This window comes from Rhizobium sp. 57MFTsu3.2, from assembly GCF_012932765.1.
GTDB classification, from domain to species: Bacteria; Pseudomonadota; Alphaproteobacteria; order Rhizobiales; family Rhizobiaceae; genus Rhizobium; species Rhizobium altiplani.
Genome location: NZ_JDWI01000003.1, coordinates 239,141 through 264,711, shown reverse-complemented (window position 1 = coordinate 264,711; position 25,571 = coordinate 239,141). Strand labels below are relative to the sequence as shown.

Genomic DNA, 25,571 nt, shown 5'->3' with positions numbered 1-25,571 from the left:
AAGGTCCGGCAGCTTGTCGTTCGGGCAGTATCGTTTGCCCCGTATGTAGGTGGCCAAAAGGGACTTTTCAGCCCGAATGGCAAGCGGAAAATTGCGTTTCCGCAAATTTATGAAGCGGTCAAGCCGCCTCCCCGGCCGGCTTGCGCCGAGCGGCTATTTTCGCGAAGACCGAAATCGCCTTGTCGATCTCCTCTTCGGTGGTGGCAAAGCCCAACGAAATGCGCAAAGCGCCGAGCTTGGGGTCTCGCCCCATGGCAACCAGGACATGGCTCTCGCCGACCTTGCCGGACGAGCAGGCAGACCCGGCAGAAAGCGCCACACCTTCGAGATCGAAGGCGATCTGGCCCGTTTCGGCTTTCAGCCCCGGAAGGGTGAAGAAAGTCGTGTTCGAAACGCGCTGGCCCTCGGAGCCGTAGATGACGACATCAGGTGCCGCGCCTCGCATTCCGGTTTCCAGTCGGTCACGGAGCACGGAGATCGCTTCGTTGCGTGCCTCAAATTCCATCGCAGCAGCTTCGGCGGCAGCACCAAACCCGATCACCGCAAGCGAGTTCTCAGTCCCCGAGCGGTGACCCTTCTCCTGGCCGCCGCCATGGATCAGCGGTCGCGGCATCAGCACTTCACCGCGCGTGACAAGCGCACCGGCGCCTTTCGGGCCGCCGATCTTGTGCGATGAGACGATTAGGAAATCGGCGCCGAGCGCGTTGATATCCAGCTTCAAGCGACCGGCTGCCTGTACGGCATCGACAACAAGAAGGCAGCCATGCGCCTGCACCAGCTTCGCAACCTCGGCAATCGGTTGGACGATGCCGGTCTCGTTGTTAACGAGCATGACCGCGACCATCGGCAGCCCGGCCGACTTGTCATGAGCGGCAAGCGAAGCACCAAGCGCATCGAGATCGACGACGCCGGCCTCCGTCACCGGAATTTCCGCCGTCTGTTCCTTCGGGAAGCGACCGCCTTCCCGCATCGCAGGATGCTCGACGGCAGAATAGAAAAGCTGGCTGACTTTAAGCGGCGTGCGCCCCATCCTGAACTCGGGCGTCAGCACCATATTGGCTGCCTCTGTCGCGCCGCTCGTAAAGATTACATGGGCCGGATCAGCCCCTGCAAGTGCCGCCACCTGGCGTCGTGCATGCTCGATCGCAGCACGAACGGCTCGGCCTTCGCCGTGGACCGAGTTTGGATTGCCGAACAGGTCCAACGCGCGCAGGACCGCGTCGCGCGCATTCGGATGCAGCGGCGAAGTCGCGTTCCAATCGAGATAAAGGCGTGGCGGCGCCATGATCTTTTGTCCTGCGCTAAATCCTTGCGAGGCGGCTCGGCTCATTTTCCTTGAAATTTCGGCCGGGCTTGCCTTATGACACATCCCACAATGCGTGGATCGTCATGCAAGTTTCGAATTGTTCTAAACTGCGTTTTAGAAAAGCTGACAACATTCGTCAAGTCTTACGCAGGGCCGAACGCGAAAAATAAAAGCCGGAGTACCGATGCCCGAAGTCATTTTCAACGGCCCTGCCGGCCGTCTTGAAGGCCGCTACCAGCCCTCCAAGGAAAAAAGCGCACCGATTGCCCTCATTCTGCACCCGCACCCCCAGTTCGGCGGCACGATGAACAACCAGATCGTCTACCAGCTCTTCTACATGTTCCAGAAGCGCGGGTTCACGACGTTGCGTTTCAATTTCCGGGGAATCGGTCGCAGCCAGGGTGAATTCGACCACGGCGCTGGCGAGCTTTCGGACGCCGCGTCCGCGCTCGACTGGGTACAGAGCTTGCATCCTGATTCGAAGACCTGCTGGGTTGCCGGTTATTCCTTCGGCTCCTGGATCGGCATGCAGCTTCTAATGCGCCGCCCGGAAATCGAAGGTTTCATGTCGATCGCGCCGCAACCGAACACGTATGATTTCTCGTTCCTCGCACCCTGCCCGTCTTCCGGGCTCATCATCAACGGCGAAGCCGATAAGGTTGCGCCCGAGAAGGACGTAAACGGCCTCGTTGAGAAGCTGAAGACGCAGAAGGGTATCCTGATCACGCACCGCACGGTGCCTGGCGCCAACCACTTCTTCAACGGCCAGGTCGAGACGCTGATGAGCGAATGCGAGGATTACCTCGATCGCCGCCTGAACGGCGAACTCGTGCCGGAACCGGCTGCCAAGCGGATCCGCTAAGCGGTCCGCATCCCGGCGGTCAGTTCGAACGTCGGACAGGCCAATCCGTCAATGATCATCGGCATGCGGCTTCGCATGCCGATTTTCGTTAGGACATGCTGAGATGCGGCATTGTCCGGATGCGTGAATGCGATGAACTGCTGCGCGAAGTTCCGTTCGAAGAACCATTCCGCCAACTCGCCGGCAATCTCCGTCGCATAACCCTTGCCCCATTCCTGGAACCGAAGCGAATAGCCGAGTTCGAAATCCTGCCGCTCACCGCCAAGCAGGGAAAAGCCCGCGCGGCCAATGAAGCGGCCGTCGTCACGACTGAGGATCTTGTACTTGGTGGCTCCATCCCGCTCCTGCTCGCCGAACCAATTGCGGAGCCTTTCCTCGGCTTTCTCACGCGACCACGGCGCAGCGCCCGAAAGATACCGTGTCGTCTCAATCGTGGAGTGAAGCTCATGGATCAGGCCCGCGTCGTCAGGTTCCCACATGACCGCGACTAGGCGCGGCGTCTCCAGAATCGCCTGTTGCATCACGGCTTCACCACGACACCGCCGCTGACGGGCGCACGCACGCCGGTCGTGCCGGGAAATGTCAATGGTAAGCGGTCCAACGACCTTACCGCGAGATAGCCCCAGGCTTCAGCCTCCATGGAATCGCCATTGAACCCCGCCTGCTCCGCCGTTATCACCTCGGCGCCGTTGCGATGGGCGATATCTTTCAAATCTTGCATCAGCACGCGATTGAGCCGACCACCACCGCAGATGACGTAGAGGGCCGGCGTGACCGGCAAGTGACCGGCGGACTTGATGATCGAGGCGGCCGCGACATAGGCAAGTGTGCGGGCGCCGTCTACAAGCTCCGCATCTGCACCCGACGGCGGCGGAAAGTCGTTGCGGTCGAGCGAGCGCCGCTTCTCTGCGGTGAAGAACGGGCTATTCAAATAGCGATCGGCCAGTTCCCCCACGATCCGTCCCTCGGAGGCTATCATGCCGCCCTGATCGAACGGCACGCCCGCATGGGTTTCGACCCACTGGTCGATCAGCGTATTGCCCGGGCCACTGTCAAAACCGACTATGACGCCATCCGCGCCAATATAGGTCAGGTTTGAGATCCCACCGATATTGACGAAGCAGACCGGCAATGTGGCATGAGGGACGTTGGCGGCGAGCGCCGCATGATAGACCGGAACCAATGGCGCGCCCTGGCCGCCATGCATCATGTCGTTGGCACGAAGATCGTAGACAACAGGAATGCCGGTTTCCCGTGCCAAAAGCGCCCCATCCCCGATCTGGACCGTCAGCGCTTCGTCCGGGCGATGTAACACTGTCTGGCCGTGAAAGCCGATGACGTCGATCGACGAGGCATCGAGCACATTCGTAGCCAGAAATTCCCTTACGGCAATTACATGACGTAACGTCAGTTCACGCTCGACAGACGCCAGATCGCCCGGCCGCTGCTCACGTTGCGCAATAGACTTCGCCTGCTCCAGCGCCAGCTTCAATCGGTCGCGGAAGTCTGGCTCATACGGAACACCGAGAAACGGCCCGCGCTCGACGAAGGCTCGGCCGTCGGTCCGCAGCAGCGCCACATCGATGCCGTCCATTGATGTTCCGCTCATCAAGCCGATCGCGGTCCTGATCTTCTCCATGACCCCTCGCTGGAAGATTCTCGCCAAATGGTGACTGTTCGGCAAAACAGTGCTAAACGCGCCGCGTCACTTCAACAATAGCCAATCCGAAAATCCGCACCCGAGAGCAAAAGGTCATGTCCGAGTTCAAATCCGATTTCCTCCGTACGCTGAAAGAGCGCGGCTTCATTCATCAGATTTCCGATGAAACGGGCCTCGACGAACTCTTCGCCAAGGAAACGGTAACGGCCTATATCGGCTTTGACCCCACCGCTCCCAGCCTGCATGCCGGCTCGCTGATCCAGATCATGATGCTGCACTGGATGCAGGCGACCGGCCATCGCGCCATTTCGCTGATGGGCGGCGGCACCGGCATGGTCGGTGATCCCTCCTTTAAGGAGGAAGCGCGGCAGCTGATGACCGTCGATACGATCGAGAGCAACATCGCTTCGATTAAGCGCGTCTTCTCGAACTACCTCTCCTACGGCGAAGGCCCGAAGGATGCGTTGATGATCAACAACGCAGAGTGGCTGAGATCGCTCAACTACCTCGAATTCCTACGCGATGTCGGCCGGCACTTCTCGGTCAATCGCATGCTGGCTTTCGACAGCGTCAAGACGCGCCTTGACCGCGAACAGTCGCTGTCGTTCCTCGAATTCAACTACATGATCCTGCAGGCCTACGACTTCGTCGAATTGGCCAAGCGCTACGACTGCCGTCTGCAGATGGGGGGGTCGGATCAGTGGGGCAACATCGTCAACGGCATCGACCTCGGTCACCGCATGGGGACGCCGCAGCTCTACGCCCTCACCTCGCCGCTGCTGACGACCGCTTCCGGCGCCAAGATGGGCAAGTCTGCGACCGGCGCTGTCTGGCTCAACGCGGACATGCTGACGGCCTATGACTTCTGGCAGTACTGGCGCAACACAGAGGACGCTGACGTCTCGCGCTTCCTGAAGCTCTACACCACGCTGCCGATGGACGAAATCGCACGCCTCTCAGCGCTTGCCGGTTCCGAGATCAACGAGGTCAAGAAGATCCTGGCGACTGAGGTCACCGCGATCCTGCATGGTCGTGTTGCCGCCGAGCAGGCTGCCGAAACCGCCCGCAAGACCTTCGAGGAAGGCGGCCTTGCCGAGAACCTTCCGTCTGTCGACGTCCCGGCTGCCGAACTCGACGGTGGCATCGGCCTTCTGTCGCTGATCGTCCGCGCCGGCCTTGCAGCCTCGAACGGCGAGGCCCGCCGCCACGTTCAGGGCGGTGCGGTGCGCATCAACGACCAGGCCGTCAGCGACGAGCGCAAGATCATCGGCAGCGAAGAGATCACCGCTGATGGCGTGATCAAGCTATCGCTCGGCAAGAAGAAGCACATCCTGATCCGCCGCGCTGCCTAAGCGTGGTCAACGTCTCAGACAGAAAGCCGGCCTCGCGCCGGCTTTTTTGTGCCTACTGGAATTCGAAGATGTTGCGGAAAACGCCCGGCGCGATGATCGACAACGGATTGACGATCAGATCCGGCGATTCCAACTTTCCTGTGAGCTTGAAGGTAATGCCGATCAGGCCGCGATCCGTGCCGTTCCCAAGGATGATGCCGATCAACGGCAATTCGGCAAACAGCCGGTTGAGGCCATATGCAGGCATGAAGGTACCCGTCATGTCCATCCTGCCGCGCTGGTTACGAACCGTTCCCTGAAACACCGCGCCGACCTGGTCACCACGCACCACGCCGTTCTCGATACTGACGACGCCGTTCTGAGAAACAATGCGCGCAAAGCCGCGCTGGAAACGCTGCGCCGATGTATCGATGTTCCGTTTTACCGCTGAATTCAGGCTTCGTTGCTCCTCGCCGACCGGCGTCGAAACGATCGAGTGCAAGCGCTGTTCGTTGACAAGCGAGAAGCGCCTGATGTCGATGGAGCCATCCCAATTGTCGCCCGCCCCTAGGCGGATCTGCATATTGAGCAACCCGCCCATCATGTGCTGATAGAGGTCGGCGAAGCGGGAAACAGAGCCGGCATCGCCGCTCGTGACATTGATAACGCCATTGCCCTTCGTCTGGGCTACGAACGCCTCGCCGCTGTCGGTGACGCCGGTGAAATTCAGTGTCTGCAGCCTCCCGCCTGACGACACATAGGTCATCTCGGCATTGCGCAACTTCTCGTCATTGAAACCGACGACGCGGCCGAGCTTGGCTCGAACGGATATGCTGCCGCTGTGGTCGGAGTCATCGCCGCTGCTGGACTTCAATCTCGCGATGATCGGACGTGCATCTGCACTCTCGCCTGACACGGAGACATCAAACCCTCCCTTGCCGCGCTTCACCGAAACGGAGAAGTCGTCCAGCGACGACAGTTTGACACTGTCGAAATCCGCCTTCACGAGATTGCCCTTGCCGATAACAAGCGAGCCATTTGCCCCGAATCCATCCCCCTTGAGGACGAAGTTCTTCAACTCGGTGTTGTCTGCAGGGCCGGAGGCCTCGAATGTGGCCGTCGCGCCGATCCCGCCGCCCTTGGACCAGCCGATCCATGGGAGAGACAGCCGCGCCCTTCCAAGGTCGACAGTGACCGCCTGTCGGTCCTGATCGATGCGATTGAGTTCCACGTCGACGCTACCATCGACGATGTCGTTGAGACCGGGCAGCACCTTTTCCCGCTGATCATTGTTCAAGGTGGCAGTAATGGTCTGCTGCGGCTGGACATTGGACGACTTGTCCGTCGGCTCGACAAGCTTGATCCCGGCGGGAATGCCATCGATCAGCCCCTTTCCGTCGAGGCTGACCTGCTTTGGATCCGCGTTCAACACGCCGTCGAGACCAGTGATCTTGCGGCCCGAAAACGGTTTGGCGACATCGAGATCCTGTAGCTGCATGACCGCTTTCCATTCAGCAGGAGGAGGATTCTGCGACGAGATCAGCCCGATGCGAGCCTGCACTTTCGCCGACACCTTGCCCTTCAGGTCCTCGGGCACGAAGCCCGCGCGCTGTAACACCTGGATCGGCTTATAGGTGAGCAATTCGCCGACCGCGTCAGCCGCGCCGGAAATGGGAAGATTGAGTTCGGCCATGAGCGGCTTGTCGTAGGTCGATGGCAGGACAAACGTGCCCTCGCCGACGCTCACCGATCGTCCGGACGGAAAGAATGCCGTCCCGCTCTTGATCGAGATTGTCGCCCGCGGACCGCTCAGATCAAAGTGGGCATTCATATCGCGGATTGGCGGGATGTCGCCGGCCACGTTCATTCGGGTATCTGCGATGTCGAAAGCAATCCGGATCTGGTTCTTGTCGAGTTTCAGACCTTTGCCGACCGCCTCGTCCAGGCGTCCGAACGGAATGAAGACGGAGATTGATGCGTCGGTGACGGTGCCCCCGAAGAGGTTGCGCTGAACCCATTCGCGGCCCTTCGACGCCATCCAGAATGGCCACAATTGCTTGACGGCCGTTGTCTGCAACTGCTGTGACTGCCCGGCAAAGCTGATCTCCGGCGACACGTCGCCCAGACGAACATGCAGCGAGCCAAAAAGACCGCCAGCAGGGCTCGAAACCCGCATGTTCGGGAATTCGAGTTCGCGGTCGGTAACGAGGTAGCGACCGGTCGCCTGGATATCGAAGGCGAGCGGTTGCTCGCCTGACGCGGTGGGGGCCGCGGTGCCGCCACTGACCAGCAGATCTATCCCGAAGCCCTTTCCTGCAGCGGCATCGATCTTGTCCAGATCGATAAGAGCGCCGGTAAGCGGGACGGATGTCGCGCCGAACTGAACACGCGATTTCGCGATCTCAAGCTTCTGCTTGTCAAAGTCGTAGGCGAGGTTGATGCGCCCTCCGCTCAACTCCTGCTGGTCGCCATCCATATAGAATTGCCCAGGCTCCAGGTCGACTGACGCGCCGAGCGCCGGCTCGGCTTGATCGCCGGTGCGAACTGCCGAGATCGTCACATCACCAGAGCCGTCGATGCCCTGCCGGATTTGACCCTGGACATTCCGCTTGAGTGTGAACGGTCCCAGGTCGACGCCCGCCAGTTGTCCCGTCAACTTCGAGGTACGTTCGCCGGTTCTTTCGGTGATGACGCTGAGCGTCGCTGCCTTGCCGTTGATCGCGACCTCACCATCCAGCGCCAGCGCGCCTTGGCGTGTCCTTGTGAAGTCCAGGCTGTCGACGACGATCGAGAGTGGACCATTCGCCGTATCGGCCAGCTTGATATCTATGCCCGAGAGTTTCACTGAGCGCGTCCCACCCCGCTCGACAAAACTGTCGATCATGTCGAGTTGAGCGAACGCAGCTTCCATCGCCGTCGGAATCTCGTCGATGCGAACGTCATCGAGCTTGAGCGGCTTTCCAGACGGCAGCAGCGCTGTGTCGAGTGCGATATCTTCCGCCTCGATCTGCGCAATCGCAATCCGACCGCGAAAGAGTTGTAGCGGGTCGAGCGCCATGCGCATCGCATGTGTGGTCGACAGGTGCTGGCCGCTCTTCTCGTCAATCATGTTGACGTTGCGAGCTTCGAGCGCAAGGCGCAGGTTCGAGGTAAAGCGGATAGCAGTGGAGCCGACCTCCGCCCTATAGCGAGGCCCGATGGCCGAATTGAGTGCAGCCTGCGCCTGCCGCGTCAGCGGCCCGTCGAATATGCCGCTTTCTACCGTGAAGACAATTGCAGCGAGCACGAAGAAAATAACGGCGACGCAGCCACCCGTGGCGCCGGCGGTCTTGCGCATGCGCGAACGCGACGGCGGGCAACTGACGATCATGGGATCTTCGGCCTGCGCCGAAGGGAGCTCATGCAGTGCGACGATGTCTTTCTTGCGGAATGTAATTTTCTCGCCGCGGATCGCCGACATGCGTCTCGCCTAACTCCCTAATTTGCGGTTTGGACCAGACTGGCTGGACGACTACCCGTCCAATATATATCTGGCAAATCACCTGTTATCCATAAACTCGGCAAAAGAAAGGTCTCTCCATGACGGATGTCAGCATCGGCACGACGGCGCCTGACTTCAATCTCCCGCGCGATGGCGGAGGCCGCGTCGCGCTTGCCGATTTCCGTGGTAAGCCGCTGGTGTTGTTCTTCTATCCCAAGGACGACACGACAGGATGCACGGCCGAATCGTTGGCTTTCACGGCGCTTGCAGACCAGTTCGAAAAGGCCGGTGCTGCCGTCATCGGCATGTCTCCCGATTCCGCAAAATGCCATGATCGCTTCATCAAGAAGCATAGTCTTTCGGTTGTCCTGGCGTCCGATGAAGAGAAGACGACGCTGGCGGCCTACGGTGTGTGGAAACAAAAGAGCATGTATGGACGCAATTTCATGGGCGTGGAGCGCACAACCTTCCTCATTCGTGAGGATGGGACCATCGGAACGATCTGGCAGAAGGTGAAGGTGCCCGGCCACGCAGAAATCGTTCTTGCCGCCGTGCAGAACCTGTCGCGATGACCTCTCGCTCCAGCATCACGTCCCTGCGCGGCGGAGCGATCGACGCTATCCGAGCAACTGATCTCGATAAGAAGACGACGCTCGCCCAGGAAACTGCGACGCGTTGGTTTGCTCGCACACTGTCCCTGCGTTCGCCACTTGACGCGCCGCTGCCTGAGAGGCCGGGCCGTCCGGATAAGCCGGACTTGATACCGCCGACGCAGGTGGAGAGGCGGTCCTTGCATACCGTCAAGGGGCGCATCGCGCTGCTGCATGCCATCGTCCACATCGAACTCAACGCCGTCGATCTGGCGCTTGATATCGTTGCGCGATTCGCGACCGAACCCGTCCCGAACTCCTTCTTCGACGGGTGGATGCAGGTTGCCTTCGAAGAAGCGAAACATTTCCGCATGGTGCGCGCCCGCCTGAATGACCTCGACGCCGACTACGGTGACCTCCCCGCCCATGACGGCCTTTGGCAGGCCGCGCACGCGACGAGGAATGACCTGACGGCGCGCCTCGCCGTTGTCCCGCTTATTCTCGAGGCTCGCGGGTTGGACGTCACACCGTCGCTGCAGGCCAAGATGCGCGAAACCGGGGATTTGGAGAGCGCTGCCGTGCTCGATGTCATCTACAACGACGAGAAAGGTCACGTTGCGATAGGCGCCAAATGGTTCCGCTTCCTTTGCGCCAGAGAAAAGCGGGATCCGGCACGGACATTCCACGAGTTGGTACGCGCCAACTTCCGCGGACCGTTGAAGCCTCCCTTCAACGACATCGCCCGGGCCGAAGCAGGACTGACGCCATCCTTCTACCGATCGCTGACATCGACAAGCAACGCCTGATCCGATCACGACAGCCATACTGACCTAAGTAAATATTAACCATAATCGTGCGTAACTGCGGCAATTGAGGCATCGGCCTTCGATTGGGAGATTCTCCGTGACGCATGCACAGCATAGCCGCGTATTCGGTCAGCGAAAACAAGAGCATATCCTGATCCTGGCGAGCGGTGACCGGGTCCGTCACCTCACCGTCAAGCCGTGGATGGCGGCGCTTGTCTTATGTTTTGTCGGGGTCTTTGCGATCGGCTATCTGTTGGCCACATCCTATCTCGTGCTGCGTGACGACCTGATCGGCGCGGCAATGGCCAGACAGGCGCGCATGCAGCACGACTATGAGGACCGGATCGCCGCTCTGCGAGCTCAGGTCGATCGCGTTACCTCCCGCCAGTTGCTCGATCAGCAGGTCGTCGAAGACAAGGTCGACAAATTGATGGAGCAACAACTGGCGCTCACCTCACGCCACGGCAAGTTGGGCTCCCTTCTTGACCGGGCCGAAAGTTCCGGGCTCGGAAACAAGGCGGCCACACCACTCCAGTCCTACGCGCCCGACGCAAACGAGAAGCATGCCTCGCTCTCCGGCGCAGTTCAGGCTATCGAGAATCAGCTTGCCGGCGCTGTAGAACCTGCTGAGGCGACGCCTGATAACGCGACGCTGGCTGATGTGCCGGCAAAGGAAACCGTCGGCGACCGAGCTGACCGGGTTTTTTCCAAGGTAACGCTGTCTCTGAAGGATATTGAGCAGAAGCAACGCACCCGCATCGCGCAACTGACGAGCGATGCCGGCGGCGCCGCCAATGCCATATCGAAGGTCTTGACGCGGTTCAGGATTTCGGTCCCGGCCGAGCGCTTGAAGCAGGATGACACCGCAGTCGGCGGCCCTTACGTAGAGCCTGAGAGCAACGATGATTTCGATACGTCGCTTGCGCAGTTGGACGATGCCCTCACCCGCCTGGAGACTGTACGGAGCATGGCCGAATCGCTGCCATTCCAGAATCCGGCCGCCGGCAAGGAGATCACCAGCTCGTTTGGGAACCGGCGTGATCCGTTCCTCGGCCGCCTCGCACTCCACTCCGGCATCGATTTCCGTTTTGCGCCTGGCGAAAAGGTTCACCCGACGGCACCCGGCAAGGTCATAGCGGCCGGCTGGACCGGCGGCTACGGCAACATGGTCGAGGTGGATCACGGCAAGGGCATTTCCACGCGTTACGGCCACATGTCGGAAATTCTCGTGAAAATTGGCGACAAAGTCGACCGCACGGACGTGATTGGCCTTGCCGGCAGCACCGGCCGGTCCACCGGTACGCATTTACACTATGAAGTCCGTCAGGATGGTCGTGCCATTGATCCCATTTACTTCATGAATGCGGGCTTGAAGCTTGCGAGTTACATACAGTAACTACGCGCGCTAACCACGTCTTTACCTCGGCACTGGCTGCAAGGCCTGTATTCCTTGACTTAAGGAGAGTTTCGGCTTATGTCGCGCTGCATTGCGCCACGCAATCACGCCGACTCAACCAGAGTACGGCCGAACCGGAACGGAAACAGTTTTCCCTTTGACGACATTTGCTGATCTTGGCTTGAGCCAAAAAGTGCTTTCCGCCGTGACCGACGCGGGTTACACGACGCCAACCCCAATTCAGGCTGGTGCCATCCCCTTTGCGCTTGAGCGCCGCGATATTTGCGGGATTGCGCAGACGGGAACGGGCAAGACTGCGTCTTTCGTTCTGCCGATGCTGTCGCTGCTGGAAAAGGGCCGTGCCCGCGCCCGCATGCCCCGGACTCTGATCCTCGAGCCGACCCGCGAACTAGCCGCCCAGGTTGCGGAGAACTTCGAAAAGTACGGCAAGAACCACCGCTTGAATGTCGCGTTGCTGATCGGCGGCGTTTCGTTTGAAGATCAGGATCGCAAGCTCGAGCGTGGCGCGGATGTTCTGATCTGCACCCCGGGCCGCCTGCTCGACCATTTCGAACGCGGCAAGCTCCTGATGAGTGCTGTCGAAATCTTCGTCATCGACGAAGCCGACCGCATGCTCGACATGGGCTTCATCCCGGATATCGAGCGCATCGCCAAGCTTATCCCGTTCACCCGTCAGACACTTTTCTTCTCGGCAACCATGCCGCCCGAGATCCAGAAGCTTGCGGGTCGCTTCCTGCAGAATCCGGAGCGGATCGAAGTTGCCAAGCCGGCATCCACCGCAAAGACGGTAACGCAGCGCTTCGTTGCCTCGCATGGCAAGGATTATGAGAAGCGTGCTGTTCTGCGCGATCTTATCAAGGCTCAAACCGATCTGAAGAACGCAATCATCTTCTGCAACCGCAAGAAGGACGTGTCCGATCTCTTCCGTTCGCTCGACCGCCACGGCTTTTCCGCCGGCGCTCTGCACGGCGACATGGATCAGCGTTCGCGCATGGCCATGCTGCAGAACTTCAAGGACGGTAATCTCCAGCTTCTCGTGGCTTCCGATGTCGCCGCTCGCGGTCTCGATATTCCCGACGTCAGCCACGTCTTCAACTTCGATGTTCCGATCCATTCCGAGGATTATGTGCATCGTATCGGCCGTACCGGCCGCGCAGGCCGTTCCGGCGCTGCATTCACCATCGTCACCCGCCACGACCAGAAACATGCCGACGCGATCGAAAAGTTGATCGGCGAGAAGGTCGAGTGGTTGAACGGCGACCTCTCCGCCTTGCCTCCGCCCGAACCCAGCCGCGACGACGATCGCTCGCGTCGCAAGGGCCGGGACAAGGACACCGGCCGCGGCAAGAGCCGTCGAGGTCATAAATCTGAAATCGCCGTCGCAGATAATGACGTCGAGACGATGGAAACAGCAGCACCAGCAAAGGTCGAAAGCGTGAAGCAAGAGCGCAAAGCAGAACAAAACAAGCCGCAGCAGAGCTCGCGCGCCGCTCGTCCTTACCCGGCAAACGACGACAATCGCGACCGCCGCCGCTATCGCGACCACGACGACGGTCCGACGCCGGTTGGCTTCGGTGATGAAATTCCCGCCTTCATGCTGATCACGGCCAACGCCAAGATCTGACGAATATGGGCACGCCTGGCATCGATTTCCCGGGCCTTGGCGTTGGCCTGGTGGTTTTGCGCGACCGCAAGATCCTGCTTTACAGGCGCATGCGCGCTCCTGAAGCCGGCCACTGGAGCATTGTAGGCGGCAAGGTCGATCATATGGAGCCGTCCGAGCAGGCGGCTCGACGCGAGGCGGAAGAAGAAACCGGCCTATCGATCGGCCGCGTCAACCTTCTCGGCGCCACGGAACTGATCAGCGACGCGGATGCCCAGCACTGGATTTCCCTGCTCTATGTAGCGTCCGAGTTCGATGGAGAACCGCAGCTCACGGAGCCGGACAAGCTGTCGGACTTCGGTTGGTTCAGCCGCGCCGATCTCCCGCAGCCGCTTTCCGCATTTGCGGCGGCCGCAATCGAAAAGCTCAAGTCGGGCGAACTCCTCTAAGGTTCATTCCGCTCGGACAGCCGCTTCGTAGGCAAGCCGAACCCATCGCGCCATGACATCGGGGTCGTCATAGGCATCGTCGGGGATGGACCAATACGGCATCTTCACCGGGCTTCCCTTCTTGCCTTCATAGGCCCATTGCGACGCTCCCGCCGCCTCGAATTCCGATGCGCTTTGCTCGTCGGCCTTCAACAGCATCTCGCCGCGCACTTCGACAGCAACAATCCGCCCCATATGGTAGATGCCCTTGCCGCCGAACATGCGCCTGATGGTGACGGGTCCAAGCCCCTGAAACATTTCTTCAATTGCCGCCGTGTCCATCCCTTAGCCCTTTAAAACCCCTCCTGCGCCAATGACCGCTTCCGGCGTATCCACATCCAGATGCGCCGCATCGCCAATATCGATGTCCACGACAGGCACGCCCGATGTTTCGATGATGTGCCGCGCCCCGACATCACCCTCCAGCCGCAGCACTGCATCAAATAGAGATTTAGGCAATATCACGGGATTGCCACGCTTGCCGCGCGACACCGCGCGGATGATCGACTGGCCGCCAGATTGCCGGAAAGCTGCCATTAGCTTATCGAGATCATCACTGGACACACCCGGCATATCGGCAAGCATAACGAGAATTCCATCCGCGTCACGGGCGTGCTCGACCGAGAATCCCGTTGCGAGCGACGAAGCCATGCCCGACGCGTAATCCGGATTGTGAGCAATTGTCACGTCAAGTCCGGACAGTGCTGATTCAATCTCGCTTTTACGATGTCCCGTCACGACGATCACCGACGCCGAGCGGCTGCCGATCGCGGTCATCACCGATCGCCGGATAAGCGGCACACCGCCAAACTCCGCCAGCAGCTTGTGCGGGCCGCCCTCTCCCATCCGTCTGGCCTGGCCCGCGGCAAGAATGACTGTAACAAGCTTGCCGGCGGGGCTAGTGCGCGCCTCGGCTTCGCGTAGGCTGGGCCGCGCCTGGATTTCCATCAGAAGACCTCCCACACCCATGCCGCTGATGTCGACTGCGCTCGGCTGTTCGCCAGCCAGAATGCGGTCGAGTACCCAATCGAAGCCATTCTCCTTCGGGCTGCGTGCACATCCCGGTGCGCCGATGACGGGAATATCACCGATCCGACCGAGGACAAGCAGGTTCCCTGGATCGACAGGCATGCCGACCTGCACGACTTCGCCGCCGGCCCTTCTTATGGCTTCGGGAATCACATCCTCCGCGTCGATCACGGCGGACGCGCCGAAAAGGATGACCAACTTCGGGGCGCTGTCGGGTAGCCGCAATGCGTCGAGAAGCGCCTGCGCTACCGGTTCGACGTGATGAGCAACCCGCGTCTCCCTCACGAGATGACTGCCTGATGCGACGAGCCGCCGGGAAAGCACGCGTGCCGTCTTGTCCATGACCGATGGCTTCAGCGACGGCAGTTCCGTCGCGATCAACGAGACCGAGCGGCCGGCAAAGGGCTTCACCTCGAAGGCGGATGTCGACCGCAGCACCTCGCATGCAAGGTCGAGTTTGGCGCCGGACACGGCGAGCGGGATGATCTTGAATGTCGCAACCATGTCGCCATTGCGAACGGGCACATGATCGTTGAGACAGGCAAGCGTGATAGCAGGGTCGATGCTGTTCAGCCGGTCGACGGCGCTGCGGCTTGCGACGAACAGGCCGTCAACAGTCGAATAGACGTTCACGCGTCCCGTGGAAGCCTCAGAGAGGCGCAAATGGTCGGGCGCGATTGCCTGCGCAAGTCGTCTCGCCGCCTCGTCCTCCCCGACGTCGCCCTCCTCCATTAGTGCAGCAATGACCTGCCCTATAGCCTCACCGCGCAGCCTTTCGATGTCGCCGGCACCGATCCTGTGTCCTTTGGACAGGCTGCCGCCGGCAAGCTTCACGGCATGGGCGAGGACCACGCCCTCGGCTGCCTCGATGGAGAATGATCCGAACTTCATTTGCTGTCACCAACCGGAGACAAGGTCCGCGTCCGCAGCGTTTGGACGATCTCCGCGAGAATGGCGACCGCGATTTCGGCTGGGCTCGACGCACCGATATTAAGCCCGATCGGCGCGCTGATTTTGGCAAGCGCGGCCTCGTCCGCACCGTCTGCGCGCAACCGTTCTAGCCGAGTCGCATGCGTCTTCCGGCTGCCGAGCGCTCCGACATAGAAACAGCCGGTCCGCAACGCCTCGGTAATGGGATAGTCGTCGATCTTCGGGTCATGCGTCACGGCGACGAGCGCCGTATAGGCGTCCAGCGGACGATCCTTGAGGACATCCACCGGCCAATCCGCCGTCAGATCGGTCCCGAGGAACCGTTCCGGCGTGGCGAAAGCCGTGCGCGGATCGATGATCCGCACATCGAAGCCGGCAAGCGATGCCATCTGCGCCAGGACCTGACTGATGTGAACGGCGCCGATAATCACGATATGGGCCGGCGGCAGATGCACGTTAAGAAAGTAGCGATGCCCATCGACCTCGATTGCCGTCGATTTCCCTGAGCGAAAGGCAGCCTCGATATCCGCTCGCAAGGAGGGTTCCACTGGCTCCCCCTCAAGGACAACGGTATCTCCTCCCTTTTCGAGATCAGTCAGCAGCATGGCGGCGCGGCGCGCCCGGCGCGCGTCATTCAGCCGCGCAAGATTTGCCGCATCCATCAATTGAGCCTTTCGACATAGACACGAATCCGGCCGCCGCAAGAAAGGCCGACGCGCCACGCCGTTTCATCCGCAACACCAAACTCGAGCATCTTCCCCTTACCGTCGGCGATCACATCAAGCGCCTCGGCGATAACGGCGCCCTCGACGCAGCCCCCCGATACGGAGCCTTCGAAATTGCCGTCTCGGTCGATCACGAGATGGCTTCCGGCCGGTCGTGGCGCCGATCCCCACGTCTCGATGACCGTGGCAATCGCCACGTCTCGCCCGCTTTTTCTCCAGGCTTCCGCCGTCATTAACGGATCAAGGTCAAACGATGTACCTGTCATGCGATGCCTTTCAATCTTTCGAGGTACCGGCGCGGGTCACATTCCGTCGATCGCGTTGCGCCGAGTGCTTCCGCAAGGTCGCTCAAGGATGATAGATTGTGAACCGGTCGGAATTCGTCAACATGCGGCAGCATTGCGCGCACGCCACGCGCGCGCGGCTCGAAGCCGTCGAAGCGCAGCAGCGGATTGAGCCAGATCAGTCGCCGACACGAGCGATGCAACCTGTCCATTTCTGCCGCGAGCAGATCCGTTCCCTCGCGCTCCAGCCCGTCGGTGATCAACAGCACGACCGCGCCCTGCCCCAGCACACGGCGAGCCCACAGGCGATTGAACTCCCTCAGCGTCTCACCGATCCGCGTCCCACCGGACCAATCCCTTACCGCTGCCGCGCATTCATCCATTGCTTCGTCGGGATCCTTGTGCCGCATCTGGCGAGTGACATTCGTGAGGCGCGTTCCGAACAGGAAGGTATGAACCCTCCGGCGCTTCTCCGTTAGCACATGGAGAAAGTGCAGAAAGATGCGCGTGTACTGGCTCATCGAGCCGGAGATATCGGCGAGAACGACCAAGGGTGGCTGAACCTCGCGGATCTCGCGGTATCGCGGAAGAATGAGGCCGGCCCCGCTGCGCAATGCAGCCCGCATCGTCGCGCGCGCATCCACATGGGCGTGAGCATGCGATGGGCGGAAGCGCCGGGTCCGCACCTTGTCCAGAGGCAGCTGCAGTTTCGCAAGTGCCTTCTTGGCCGCGGCAATCTCCAACGCAGACATTTGGGCGAAGTCCATCCGCCGGAAGACTTCGTTGCCCGACATCGTAAAGCGCGCATCGATCTCGATATCAGGCTCGTCGCGCGGCGGCTTGTTGTCCCTTCGGTCGCCGAGCAAGGCGTCCGCGGCGCGGCTTTCGCCGGGCTTTGCCTTCTCCTTCTGGAGGGTTTCCGACGCCCTTGGCGACAGCATTGCGATCATCTTCTCGACAAGGTCCCGCGAGCGCCAAAAAAGGCGAAACGCCTCGTCGAAGACCGGCTTGTCTTCGTGCCGTTTGACGAAGACGGATGAGAGCGCGGCGTGAAATTCCTCACGCGACCCGATACCGATCGTCTCGACCGCCTCGATCGCATCAACGATCGCGGCCGGCCCGATCTTCATGCCGGCCTTCCGCAGTACCCTGGCAAAGAAGACGATATTATCGGCAAAACGACCGTCACCGACCGGAAGAGGCGGAAAGACAATCCCATCCTGTCGGCTTGTAGCTTCCATCCGTTATCCTGCCGCCTGCAGCTCGCCCCTGATATCCTCCAGGACTTTCGCACCGTCGCTACCCTGGATACGCGCGATGTCGTCCTGGTATTTCAGCAGTGTTCCGATCGTATCGGAAATCGTTTCCGGATCGAGCGCCAGGCGATCGAGTTCGGTCAGCGCTGTCGCCCAATCAATCGTCTCGGCTACGCCCGGGTTCTTGAAAAGATCCAGTGCCCGAAGCTTCTGTACATAGGCGACGATCTGCGCGGACAGAGCCGCATTACAGCCCGGCACCTTGCGGCGAATAATCTCCAGCTCCTGCGCGGCATCGGGATAATCGACCCAATGGTATAGGCAACGCCGCTTCAGCGCGTCGTGAACCTCACGCGTCCGGTTCGTGGTTATAATGACGATCGGTGGCTCGGCTGCACGGATAGTGCCAAGCTCGGGGATCGTCACCTGAAAATCAGAGAGAACCTCCAACAGAAAGGCCTCGAACGCTTCATCGGTGCGGTCGAGCTCGTCGATGAGGAAGACGGGCGCCCGCCCATCTGCGCTCGACAGAGCCTGCAACACCGGCCGGCGGATGAGGTATCGTTCGGAGAAGATGTCCGACTCTATCCTGTTCCTGTCGGTCAGCCCGGACGCTTCGGCCAGGCGGATTTCGAGCATCTGTGCCGGATAGTTCCATTCGTAGACAGCCGAAGCGATATCCAGTCCTTCGTAACATTGCAGGCGGATCAGCGGCCGGCCGAGAGCTTTCGAGAGCACCTTTGCGATCTCGGTCTTGCCGACACCCGCCTCGCCTTCCAGAAAGAGAGGACGCTTCATCTTCAGGGCCAGGAAAAGCACTGTTCCAAGCGCCCGCCCCGCGAGATAATCCTGATCGCCCAGCATCGCGATCGTCTCATCGATCGACGATGGCAGCGGCGGATGAGTTTGATCCGGCATGTCTCCTCCCTTTTTCAGGAGTTATAGCGTGTGGTAATCCCGGTTCATATAGACAAGCGCAGGCTTCGCCTCGTTGTACCGGACTGCCACGACCTCGCCGAAAATGATGTGGTGCGTCGACATTTCCTTGATTTCGCTCACGCGGCAATCGAAGGAGGCAAGCGCGTCGCGAAGGATGGGCGCGCCCGTTACCAGCTTGTCGAACACACCCATCGCGAAGCGTTCGTCGTTGGTGAGCAGCGCACGCCCCGAAAAAGCATCCGCAAGCGCTTGATGATACGCGGCCAAGGTATTCAATGCAAAGATGCCGCTCCGAAAGAAGATGTCGTTCTTCGGATTGCTGTTGTTCAGGCATACCAGTACGGTCGCAGGGCTATCGGATACCGAGCAAGCGGCAGTGATCGTCACGCCTCTGCGCTCCTCGCCGATCGCCGTCGTTACGAGCTGCACATGGCCGCCAAAGCGGCTCATCGCATCCCGGTAGAGGCGCGGGTCGATCGGTTGCTTGTTCAACAAAGGCATTCTCCATCCGGCGTCACCGGTTTTGCTGTTTTCTATAATATGAAGGTGATCGGTTACCTTTTCTACAAAAGCCAGGCGAAAAGCTTCCCAACCGTGCGTTTTTCTTTGACGATCGATGCCGGACGGATAAAAGAGCAGGACAAACGACACGGACCTGCGGCTTTTATGAATACTTTGCGTGGCCTAGCACTTCTGCCGATGCTGCTCCTTGCGGCCGGAGAATGCCATGCCGCCGGCCTCACGATTGGCGTTGTTGCGCCACAGACTGGCAACCTCGCGCCAATCGGAGCCCAGATCATTGCCGGTGCTACTGCCAGGATCCAGCAGGATGGCAACACGATCGTCACGGTCGCGGAGACTTGCGAGGAAAACAGCGGCGCGGCGATCGCTGACGCGTTGATCAATGCCAAGGTCCAGGTAGCCGTAGGCTTTCTCTGCAGCGAGACGCTCGAGGGCGCACTGCCAAAGCTGAAGGATGCCAATATCCCGGCGATTACCATCTCGGTGCGCTCACGCATCCTCATGGAAGACGCGCTAAAAAATGCCTGGCCGCTCTATCGAATGGCGCCGGCCGATGGCGCGGAAGCGGAGAAGATTATCGAGGTGATCGTACGGGAGTGGGCGGCCTCGCCGATCGCACTGGTCGAAGACGGCACTATCCATGGCCGGGAGCTTACGGAAGCGATCCGAAACGCGCTCGAGGAAAAAGGCCTCAAGCCGGTATTCACCGACACCTATCGACCGGGCCAGGAGCAGCAGGTTGCTCTTGTACGCCGCCTGAAGAAGGCCGGGGCGACAAAGGTATTTGTCGGCGGGGATCGCAGCGACGTTGCAGTGATCGCACGTGATGCAGCGGCGGAAAAGATTCAACTCGATATCCTCGGTGGCGACGCCATGCGGGCTGCCAACCAACCGCTCGCGCTTGCCGATGGCGTTTACGCCGTTGCCCTGCCGGACTATGCGGCGCGGCCGGAAGCGAAGTCGGTTGTCGATGCGTTACGCGCCGGCGGCGTCGAGCCGGAGGGCTATGTACTGCCTGCTTATGCAGCTGTGGAAATCGCGACGAAGGCTGTCCAGGATGCCGGCGCTGATGATAGGCCGATCGCGCAGCATATCGGCGGCACCTCCTTCGAGACGATTATCGGAAAGATTGCTTTCAACGCCGGCCATGAATTGGCCGATAACCCCTACCGCCTGCTGCTATGGCACGCCGGTTCGTTCGTGCTGCCAAGCGCTCCGATCGAATAGGCTTTGCCGCCGCCGCTGCACGAGTTTTACGGAGAGACGTCAATGACTACGCCCATTCGCATCGCGCCATCCATCCTTGCCGCCGATTTTGCCAAACTGGGCCAGGAAGTCCGTGACGTGACCGCGGCTGGAGCCGATTGGATTCACCTCGACGTCATGGACGGTCACTTCGTCCCAAACATTTCCTTCGGCCCTGATGTGATCAAATCGCTGCGTTCCTATACGGACGCCGTTTTTGATTGCCATCTGATGATTGCACCTGCCGATCCTTACCTGGAGGCCTTCGCCAAGGCGGGCTGCGACCGCATTACCGTCCATGCCGAAGCCGGGCCGCATCTCCACCGGTCGCTTCAAACTGTGCGCAGCCTGGGCAAAAAGGTCGGCGTCACCCTCAATCCGGCCACGCCGCTTTCGGCGCTAGAAAATGTCCTCGACGAGGTCGACCTCATCCTTATCATGTCGGTAAACCCCGGATTTGGCGGACAGAAATTCATTCCCGCGATGGCGGACAAGATTGCCGCCGCGCGGTCACTCATCGGTGACAGGCCGATCGATCTCGAAGTCGATGGTGGAGTAACAGTCGAAACGGCGCCGATCGTCGGCAAAGCTGGCGCCAATGTTCTCGTCGCAGGTTCGGCGATCTTCAAGGGCGGCTCGGTCGAGGCCTACAAGGCGGCCATCAGCGCCTTGCGCAGTGCCGCCGAAGGTCAGTCCAAGTCGTGATGAAAGCAGGCCGTCCTTGATCTCCGAGCGGCTCAAGGCGGCGCGCCCGCCTCTCCCCGATCTATTCGCAGGCGCAGTGCTCTGGGGCACGCAGATGCTCGCGTCCGCGATGGCCGCGCTCTGTTTCAGAAACGGAATGGAGACGGCACATCTCCGCGACCTCGCGCTACTCTATTTCACAGGCGGATTGCTGGCTTGGCCATTCATGTTGCCATTGGGTCGCTTCCTTGCGCACCGACGCTCGCCGGAGACGCGTTTTGCAGCCTTCTTCCTGACACTTGCTGCCGGGACGATCCTGATGACCGCCTTTCTATTCGCCATGGACTACCGGGTCTTCTACTCGGCGTGGCACGCTTCTTTTGGATCCCTGACGTGGGTGTTTCAATTCGTCTTCACCGGTGCCAGTGCAGTCTATCAGTTCGCCGTCCTTGGAATTCGCCTGTTTCTTCCGCTCGGCCTTCTCTGCCTTTTCGGCACTAGTGTTGCGCTTGCTAAACGCATGCGTTGAGATTGCCGCCTGTCTTTGATACAGGGGCGCCAGCATTTCCTTATGAACGAAAGCAGGAAGCCATGATCCCGCGCTATTCCCGGCCAGAGATGGTCGCCATCTGGTCGCCCGAAACCAAATTCCGCATCTGGTTCGAGATCGAGGCTCACGCCTGCGATGCGCTCGCCGAACTGGGTGTCATCCCGAAATCGGCTGCGAAGACGATCTGGGAACGAGGCGGCGCCGCCACGTTCGACGTTGCGCGGATCGATGAAATCGAGGCCGTCACCAAGCACGATGTCATTGCCTTCCTGACGCACCTTTCAGAGATCGTCGGTTCCGATGCGCGTTTCGTCCACCAGGGCATGACGTCTTCTGACGTTCTCGACACCACATTCAACATCCAACTCGTCCGCGCAGCCGACATCCTGCTCGCCGACATGGATCGTCTGCTCGCCGCTCTCAAGGCACGCGCCTTCGAACACAAGGACACCGTCCGCATCGGTCGCAGCCACGGCATTCATGCCGAGCCGACCACGATGGGCCTGACGCTCGCGCGCTTCTACGCCGAGATGAGCCGCAACCGCGCCCGCCTGCTGGCCGCGCGTGCCGAAATCGCCACCGGTGCGGTCTCCGGCGCTGTCGGCACTTTCGCCAATATCGACCCGCGCGTCGAGGAACATGTCTGCGCCAAGCTCGGCCTGGTGCCGGAGCCGGTTTCGACGCAGGTCATTCCGCGCGACCGGCATGCGATGTTCTTCGCCATCCTCGGCGTCATTGCCTCTTCGATCGAAAACGTCGCGATCGAGATTCGCCATATGCAGCGCACGGAAGTCCTGGAAGCTGAGGAATACTTCTCGCCCGGCCAGAAGGGCTCTTCGGCCATGCCGCACAAGCGTAACCCGGTCCTGACTGAAAACCTGACCGGTCTGGCGCGCCTGGTGCGCATGTCGGTCGTTCCCGCCATGGAGAACGTCGCCCTGTGGCATGAGCGCGATATCAGCCATTCGAGCGTCGAGCGCGGCATCGGGCCCGACACGACGATCACGCTCGACTTTGCCCTCAACCGTTTGGCCAGCGTCATCGAGAAACTCGTGGTCTATCCCGACAACATGATGAAGAACCTCGACAAGTTCCGTGGCCTCGTGCATTCGCAGCGCGTGCTTCTGGCGCTGACACAGGCAGGCGTTTCCCGCGAGGATGCCTACCGGCTCGTCCAGCGAAACGCCATGAAGGTGTGGGAACAGGGCAAGGATTTCCTGGAGGAGCTGCTTGCCGACTCCGAGGTCCGTGCCGCGCTCTCCGAAGAGGAAATCCGCGAGAAATTCGACCTTGGCTATCATACCAAGCACGTTGATACGATCTTCCGGCGCGTCTTCGGCGCTGCCTAAGCTGGATTACCGAGACGGCGCCTTCACGGGCGCCGTTTTACGCTTCGTCTTCTTGAGCCTTGCCGACGCGCTCGCCTCGCCTCCACCATTTTGACCGTTGGACGCTTTTGACGACCGTTGATTGCGAACGCCTTTCGCCGCCTTGGCAACGAGGCGATCGAGATGTTGGAGGTCCTCGTCGTCAAGATGCTCGATGCCGATGAAGCGGTTTTCCGCGTGGCTGGTGAGTATGATTTCGTTGAGTTTGGCCTGCACCGCCCGAGCATCCCGCGTCTGCGCGTTCTGAAGCACGAACACCATCAGGAAGGTAATGATGGTCGTTCCGGTGTTGATGACCAGTTGCCAAGTCTCGGAGAAATCGAAGACCGGGCCTGTCCCTGCCCATACCGCGACGAGTACGACCGCCAGCACGAACGTGGCGGGCCTGCCTGCCCATTCAGAAGTCCTGCTGGCAAAGCGGGTAAACAGATGCTGCGGCGTTGCCATGTATAACCTCCCTCGGTATTCGCCTCAGCGAAACTCCCAGGGAGGTGTTGCAGTTCCCGGCGCCCTGACTGTCAGACCACTGGCGGTGCCACGAGCTTCCTATACAGGTGCCAACTGGCATGCCCGAGGATCGGCATCACCAACGCCAACCCGACAAAGAGCGGGATGGTGCCGACGATGAGAGAAACGGCGATGATCAGCCCCCAGCAGAAGACGGGGATCGGGTTGGCGACGGTCGCTCTGACCGATGTCTCCATCGCGCAGACGAGACCGACATCCCGATCCAGCAACAACGGGAAGGTGACGACGGTCGTGGCCAACACGATAATAGCAAAGCCCAGACCAAGCACGTGTCCCCAAATGATCAACTGCAGCCCTGCAGCCGTGCCGAAGATCTCTGAGAGGAAGAGCGAGATCGATCGCGGGAAAACGTCGCCGAACACGTTGGCATAGAGCGTCTGCGCAGCGACAAGCCAGACGACGAAGAAGCCAAACAGCAACAATCCGCCAGCAATGATCGATGGAAACGCTGGCGATCCTGTTACCTCGAGCGCGTGCCTCCACGAGGTATCCATGCCAGCTTCGCGCCTGCGGCTGATCTCATAGAGCCCGATCGCGGCGATAGGGCCGATCAGTGCAAAGCCCGATACCAGCGGAAAAATCATCGGCAGGAGGTTAGCACTTGACGTCGCGACAGCGAGAAAAATGCCGGCAATCGGATACATCAGGCACAAAAATACATAGTGGGATGGTTTTTCACGAAAATCGTCGAGGCCGCGCCGTAGCGCATCAAAGACATCCGAAACGCTGATCTTGTTGACGACCGGGCGTGTGTAGACATCGCTTGCACCCGACATAACATGGAATGCCGTCATGGCTTTCTCCTCCTCAGCCAAGATAGCCGGCAGCGAAAGGATCGGCGACAACGCCGATACGAGACGCAACCGGCACTGCCAAAAACATAACAAATTTCAGAAGCCTTGTCCCACCCTCCCTTGACATCGCCGTCGAGCTTTCTCACATCCGCGCCATCATGAAAGCTTCAGACGCCGAAATCCTCATCATTCCCGGTTATACGAATTCCGGCCCCGATCATTGGCAAAGCCGCTGGGAGGCCAAGCTCAGCACGGCTCGTCGTGTCGAACAGGCAGAATGGTCGAAGCCGGTCCGCGACGATTGGGTTCAGCGGATCGCCGAGGAGGTGAACGCTGCCACGCGACCGGTGGTGCTGGTTGCGCATTCCCTTGGCATTCCATCGGCGATCCATGCAATTCCCCATTTTCGCAACAAGATAGCCGGGGCATTCTTCGTTGCACCGCCCGATGTCGCCAATCCGGCAATACGGCCGAAGCACCTGATGACATTCGGCCCGTACCCGCGGGATCCACTTCCCTTCCCGACAATCACGATCGCCAGCCGCAACGATCCCTTCGGCAGCTACGAGCACGCCGATGACATCGCTGCAAGCTGGGGATCCCTCCTCATTGACGCTGGTGAGGCCGGCCATATCAACACCGAGTCCGGCCACGGGCCTTGGCCGGAAGGAACAATGGTGTTTGCCCAATTCCTTGGCCGTTTGAAGCCGTAATACCGGACGCTTTGGCAGAACCGCAATTCACAGTCGGGCATTGCATCGCCGCGCCCAGCACGGGAACGCTCGGGCGGTTTTAGCTGAGCAATCGGCTAGTCACCCTCTCCGCGAATGAAGAGAACGCCCGCCAGGCCCACAAGAACGATGCATTGCAGTATGAACATCGGCCATTCTGGAGACATCGCATTCCCTCCGCCAATTGGGGCGATATAGGGCACCACTGCACAAGTGAATGGGCATTGTCGAACCTTGTCTGCGCCCCTCAGGCTACGCAGGGCGGAACGCACAACCAAGTAATTGTTTTTACGTAGATATTATTTTTATGGCATTAAGGGCTGTTTAATTCAATGCATCCAAAATATACACGCGCCAGGAGAGCGAGTACGCAGATTGAAACGATCGACACCCGGCAACCGGGGCAAACCGAAGACCAAGCT

The 25,571-nt window shown here is 60.1% G+C and carries 25 protein-coding genes; 12 read left to right on the top strand and 13 right to left on the bottom strand.

The window, feature by feature from the left end; genetic code table 11:
* Window positions 1-118 precede the first annotated feature (118 nt).
* Window positions 119-1,285 carry a cysteine desulfurase family protein gene (locus tag AF71_RS05385; protein WP_029792342.1) on the bottom strand — a complete coding sequence of 389 codons (1,167 nt, stop codon included), beginning with the start codon at window positions 1,283-1,285 and terminating at the stop codon, window positions 119-121.
* Between the two features lie 205 nt (window positions 1,286-1,490).
* Here AF71_RS05385 and AF71_RS05380 point away from each other — a divergent pair, with 205 nt between their 5' ends.
* Window positions 1,491-2,168 carry an alpha/beta hydrolase gene (locus AF71_RS05380; RefSeq protein ID WP_007789602.1) on the top strand — a complete coding sequence of 226 codons (678 nt, stop codon included), beginning with the start codon at window positions 1,491-1,493 and terminating at the stop codon, window positions 2,166-2,168.
* On the opposite strand, the gene AF71_RS05375 is transcribed toward AF71_RS05380, so the two are convergent.
* Together AF71_RS05375 and AF71_RS05370 are read right to left on the bottom strand one after the other, a co-directional pair.
* A complete protein-coding gene (locus tag AF71_RS05375; RefSeq protein ID WP_018854906.1) occupies window positions 2,165-2,689 on the bottom strand; it encodes a GNAT family N-acetyltransferase in 525 nt (174 codons plus the stop codon). The two genes, AF71_RS05380 and AF71_RS05375, sit on opposite strands and share 4 nt — an antisense overlap.
* Complete coding sequence (locus AF71_RS05370; protein ID WP_169680284.1) at window positions 2,689-3,807, bottom strand: anhydro-N-acetylmuramic acid kinase; 1,119 nt, start codon at window positions 3,805-3,807, stop codon at window positions 2,689-2,691. Before AF71_RS05370 ends, AF71_RS05375 begins: the two co-directional genes overlap by 1 nt.
* 116 nt (window positions 3,808-3,923) lie before the next feature.
* On the opposite strand from AF71_RS05370, the gene tyrS reads away from it, so the two are divergent.
* Entirely contained in the window at window positions 3,924-5,180 is a 1,257-nt protein-coding gene (gene tyrS, locus AF71_RS05365) for a tyrosine--tRNA ligase (protein ID WP_169680283.1), read from the top strand.
* A gap of 52 nt (window positions 5,181-5,232) precedes the next feature.
* Here the strand turns inward: tyrS and AF71_RS05360 are convergent, their stop codons facing one another.
* Window positions 5,233-8,619 (bottom strand): DUF3971 domain-containing protein, encoded by a 3,387-nt coding sequence (locus AF71_RS05360; protein ID WP_169680282.1) that lies wholly within the window; start codon window positions 8,617-8,619, stop codon window positions 5,233-5,235.
* 119 nt (window positions 8,620-8,738) lie between these two features.
* On the opposite strand from AF71_RS05360, the gene AF71_RS05355 reads away from it, so the two are divergent.
* The 5 genes from AF71_RS05355 (at window position 8,739) to AF71_RS05335 (ending at window position 13,505) form a co-directional block, all read left to right on the top strand.
* Complete coding sequence (locus tag AF71_RS05355) at window positions 8,739-9,212, top strand: peroxiredoxin (protein WP_018854901.1); 474 nt, start codon at window positions 8,739-8,741, stop codon at window positions 9,210-9,212.
* The gene (locus tag AF71_RS05350; protein ID WP_169680281.1) at window positions 9,209-10,036 is read left to right on the top strand and encodes a ferritin-like domain-containing protein; all 828 of its coding nucleotides are present in this window, start codon (window positions 9,209-9,211) and stop codon (window positions 10,034-10,036) included. Before AF71_RS05355 ends, AF71_RS05350 begins: the two co-directional genes overlap by 4 nt.
* 97 nt (window positions 10,037-10,133) lie before the next feature.
* The gene (locus tag AF71_RS05345) at window positions 10,134-11,432 is read left to right on the top strand and encodes a M23 family metallopeptidase (protein WP_018854899.1); all 1,299 of its coding nucleotides are present in this window, start codon (window positions 10,134-10,136) and stop codon (window positions 11,430-11,432) included.
* Window positions 11,433-11,589: 157 nt separating this feature from the next.
* A complete protein-coding gene (locus AF71_RS05340; RefSeq protein WP_169680280.1) occupies window positions 11,590-13,077 on the top strand; it encodes a DEAD/DEAH box helicase in 1,488 nt (495 codons plus the stop codon).
* 5 nt (window positions 13,078-13,082) lie between these two features.
* Window positions 13,083-13,505 carry an NUDIX domain-containing protein gene (locus AF71_RS05335; RefSeq protein ID WP_018854897.1) on the top strand — a complete coding sequence of 141 codons (423 nt, stop codon included), beginning with the start codon at window positions 13,083-13,085 and terminating at the stop codon, window positions 13,503-13,505.
* Window positions 13,506-13,508: 3 nt separating this feature from the next.
* Here AF71_RS05335 and AF71_RS05330 read toward each other — a convergent pair whose 3' ends face one another.
* Genes AF71_RS05330 through AF71_RS05300 form a run of 7 tightly spaced genes read right to left on the bottom strand, consistent with a single transcriptional unit; the run spans window position 13,509 to window position 19,202 of the window.
* Complete coding sequence (locus AF71_RS05330; RefSeq protein WP_018854896.1) at window positions 13,509-13,826, bottom strand: TfoX/Sxy family protein; 318 nt, start codon at window positions 13,824-13,826, stop codon at window positions 13,509-13,511.
* A gap of 3 nt (window positions 13,827-13,829) precedes the next feature.
* On the bottom strand, window positions 13,830-15,464 hold the full coding sequence (locus AF71_RS05325) for a molybdopterin-binding/glycosyltransferase family 2 protein (RefSeq protein ID WP_169680279.1): 1,635 nt from the start codon (window positions 15,462-15,464) through the stop codon (window positions 13,830-13,832).
* Window positions 15,461-16,165: an XdhC family protein gene (locus AF71_RS05320; protein ID WP_018854894.1), complete on the bottom strand. Its 705-nt coding sequence runs from the start codon at window positions 16,163-16,165 to the stop codon at window positions 15,461-15,463. Before AF71_RS05320 ends, AF71_RS05325 begins: the two co-directional genes overlap by 4 nt.
* Complete coding sequence (locus AF71_RS05315; protein WP_026371479.1) at window positions 16,165-16,494, bottom strand: XdhC family protein; 330 nt, start codon at window positions 16,492-16,494, stop codon at window positions 16,165-16,167. The genes AF71_RS05320 and AF71_RS05315 overlap by 1 nt, the downstream gene beginning before the upstream one ends.
* A complete protein-coding gene (locus AF71_RS05310; protein ID WP_169680278.1) occupies window positions 16,491-17,753 on the bottom strand; it encodes a VWA domain-containing protein in 1,263 nt (420 codons plus the stop codon). The genes AF71_RS05315 and AF71_RS05310 overlap by 4 nt, the downstream gene beginning before the upstream one ends.
* Window positions 17,754-17,756: 3 nt before the next feature.
* Entirely contained in the window at window positions 17,757-18,686 is a 930-nt protein-coding gene (locus tag AF71_RS05305) for a MoxR family ATPase (RefSeq protein WP_018854891.1), read from the bottom strand.
* A 21-nt stretch (window positions 18,687-18,707) separates the two neighbouring features.
* On the bottom strand, window positions 18,708-19,202 hold the full coding sequence (locus AF71_RS05300; RefSeq protein ID WP_169680277.1) for a flavin reductase: 495 nt from the start codon (window positions 19,200-19,202) through the stop codon (window positions 18,708-18,710).
* Window positions 19,203-19,373: 171 nt separating this feature from the next.
* On the opposite strand from AF71_RS05300, the gene AF71_RS05295 reads away from it, so the two are divergent.
* The 4 genes from AF71_RS05295 to purB all read left to right on the top strand — a co-directional run bounded on the left by AF71_RS05295 (window position 19,374) and on the right by purB (window position 23,057).
* The gene (locus tag AF71_RS05295; RefSeq protein WP_112648587.1) at window positions 19,374-20,456 is read left to right on the top strand and encodes a branched-chain amino acid ABC transporter substrate-binding protein; all 1,083 of its coding nucleotides are present in this window, start codon (window positions 19,374-19,376) and stop codon (window positions 20,454-20,456) included.
* Window positions 20,457-20,498: 42 nt separating this feature from the next.
* Window positions 20,499-21,179, top strand: coding sequence for a ribulose-phosphate 3-epimerase (rpe, locus tag AF71_RS05290; RefSeq protein ID WP_018854888.1), 681 nt, complete (start codon window positions 20,499-20,501; stop codon window positions 21,177-21,179).
* A gap of 16 nt (window positions 21,180-21,195) precedes the next feature.
* Window positions 21,196-21,687 carry a hypothetical protein gene (locus AF71_RS05285; RefSeq protein ID WP_018854887.1) on the top strand — a complete coding sequence of 164 codons (492 nt, stop codon included), beginning with the start codon at window positions 21,196-21,198 and terminating at the stop codon, window positions 21,685-21,687.
* A gap of 62 nt (window positions 21,688-21,749) precedes the next feature.
* Complete coding sequence (gene purB / locus AF71_RS05280; RefSeq protein WP_112667560.1) at window positions 21,750-23,057, top strand: adenylosuccinate lyase; 1,308 nt, start codon at window positions 21,750-21,752, stop codon at window positions 23,055-23,057.
* A 6-nt stretch (window positions 23,058-23,063) separates the two neighbouring features.
* Here purB and AF71_RS05275 read toward each other — a convergent pair whose 3' ends face one another.
* On the bottom strand, window positions 23,064-23,543 hold the full coding sequence (locus AF71_RS05275; RefSeq protein ID WP_025661189.1) for a low affinity iron permease family protein: 480 nt from the start codon (window positions 23,541-23,543) through the stop codon (window positions 23,064-23,066).
* Window positions 23,544-23,614: 71 nt separating this feature from the next.
* A complete protein-coding gene (locus AF71_RS05270; RefSeq protein ID WP_018854884.1) occupies window positions 23,615-24,418 on the bottom strand; it encodes a DUF2189 domain-containing protein in 804 nt (267 codons plus the stop codon).
* Between the two features lie 158 nt (window positions 24,419-24,576).
* Between AF71_RS05270 and AF71_RS05265 the strand changes: the two genes are divergently transcribed.
* Entirely contained in the window at window positions 24,577-25,131 is a 555-nt protein-coding gene (locus tag AF71_RS05265) for an alpha/beta hydrolase (protein ID WP_018854883.1), read from the top strand.
* Window positions 25,132-25,571: the final 440 nt, after the last annotated feature.

What these genes read in the sequence shown, in the direction of transcription:
- AF71_RS05335 (WP_018854897.1), top strand. Translation starts at nt 13,083, where the DNA reads ATGGGCACGCCTGGCATCGATTTCCCGGGCCTTGGCGTTGGCCTGGTG.
- AF71_RS05315 (WP_026371479.1), bottom strand. Translation starts at nt 16,494, where the DNA reads ATGACAGGTACATCGTTTGACCTTGATCCGTTAATGACGGCGGAAGCC.
- AF71_RS05330 (WP_018854896.1), bottom strand. Translation starts at nt 13,826, where the DNA reads ATGGACACGGCGGCAATTGAAGAAATGTTTCAGGGGCTTGGACCCGTC.
- AF71_RS05360 (WP_169680282.1), bottom strand. Translation starts at nt 8,619, where the DNA reads ATGTCGGCGATCCGCGGCGAGAAAATTACATTCCGCAAGAAAGACATC.
- AF71_RS05385 (WP_029792342.1), bottom strand. Translation starts at nt 1,285, where the DNA reads ATGGCGCCGCCACGCCTTTATCTCGATTGGAACGCGACTTCGCCGCTG.
- AF71_RS05305 (WP_018854891.1), bottom strand. Translation starts at nt 18,686, where the DNA reads ATGCCGGATCAAACTCATCCGCCGCTGCCATCGTCGATCGATGAGACG.
- AF71_RS05350 (WP_169680281.1), top strand. Translation starts at nt 9,209, where the DNA reads ATGACCTCTCGCTCCAGCATCACGTCCCTGCGCGGCGGAGCGATCGAC.
- AF71_RS05370 (WP_169680284.1), bottom strand. Translation starts at nt 3,807, where the DNA reads ATGGAGAAGATCAGGACCGCGATCGGCTTGATGAGCGGAACATCAATG.
- AF71_RS05320 (WP_018854894.1), bottom strand. Translation starts at nt 16,165, where the DNA reads ATGGATGCGGCAAATCTTGCGCGGCTGAATGACGCGCGCCGGGCGCGC.
- AF71_RS05375 (WP_018854906.1), bottom strand. Translation starts at nt 2,689, where the DNA reads ATGCAACAGGCGATTCTGGAGACGCCGCGCCTAGTCGCGGTCATGTGG.
- purB (WP_112667560.1), top strand. Translation starts at nt 21,750, where the DNA reads ATGATCCCGCGCTATTCCCGGCCAGAGATGGTCGCCATCTGGTCGCCC.
- AF71_RS05355 (WP_018854901.1), top strand. Translation starts at nt 8,739, where the DNA reads ATGACGGATGTCAGCATCGGCACGACGGCGCCTGACTTCAATCTCCCG.
- AF71_RS05295 (WP_112648587.1), top strand. Translation starts at nt 19,374, where the DNA reads ATGAATACTTTGCGTGGCCTAGCACTTCTGCCGATGCTGCTCCTTGCG.
- tyrS (WP_169680283.1), top strand. Translation starts at nt 3,924, where the DNA reads ATGTCCGAGTTCAAATCCGATTTCCTCCGTACGCTGAAAGAGCGCGGC.
- AF71_RS05270 (WP_018854884.1), bottom strand. Translation starts at nt 24,418, where the DNA reads ATGACGGCATTCCATGTTATGTCGGGTGCAAGCGATGTCTACACACGC.
- AF71_RS05310 (WP_169680278.1), bottom strand. Translation starts at nt 17,753, where the DNA reads ATGGAAGCTACAAGCCGACAGGATGGGATTGTCTTTCCGCCTCTTCCG.
- AF71_RS05325 (WP_169680279.1), bottom strand. Translation starts at nt 15,464, where the DNA reads ATGAAGTTCGGATCATTCTCCATCGAGGCAGCCGAGGGCGTGGTCCTC.
- AF71_RS05265 (WP_018854883.1), top strand. Translation starts at nt 24,577, where the DNA reads ATGAAAGCTTCAGACGCCGAAATCCTCATCATTCCCGGTTATACGAAT.
- rpe (WP_018854888.1), top strand. Translation starts at nt 20,499, where the DNA reads ATGACTACGCCCATTCGCATCGCGCCATCCATCCTTGCCGCCGATTTT.
- AF71_RS05380 (WP_007789602.1), top strand. Translation starts at nt 1,491, where the DNA reads ATGCCCGAAGTCATTTTCAACGGCCCTGCCGGCCGTCTTGAAGGCCGC.
- AF71_RS05275 (WP_025661189.1), bottom strand. Translation starts at nt 23,543, where the DNA reads ATGGCAACGCCGCAGCATCTGTTTACCCGCTTTGCCAGCAGGACTTCT.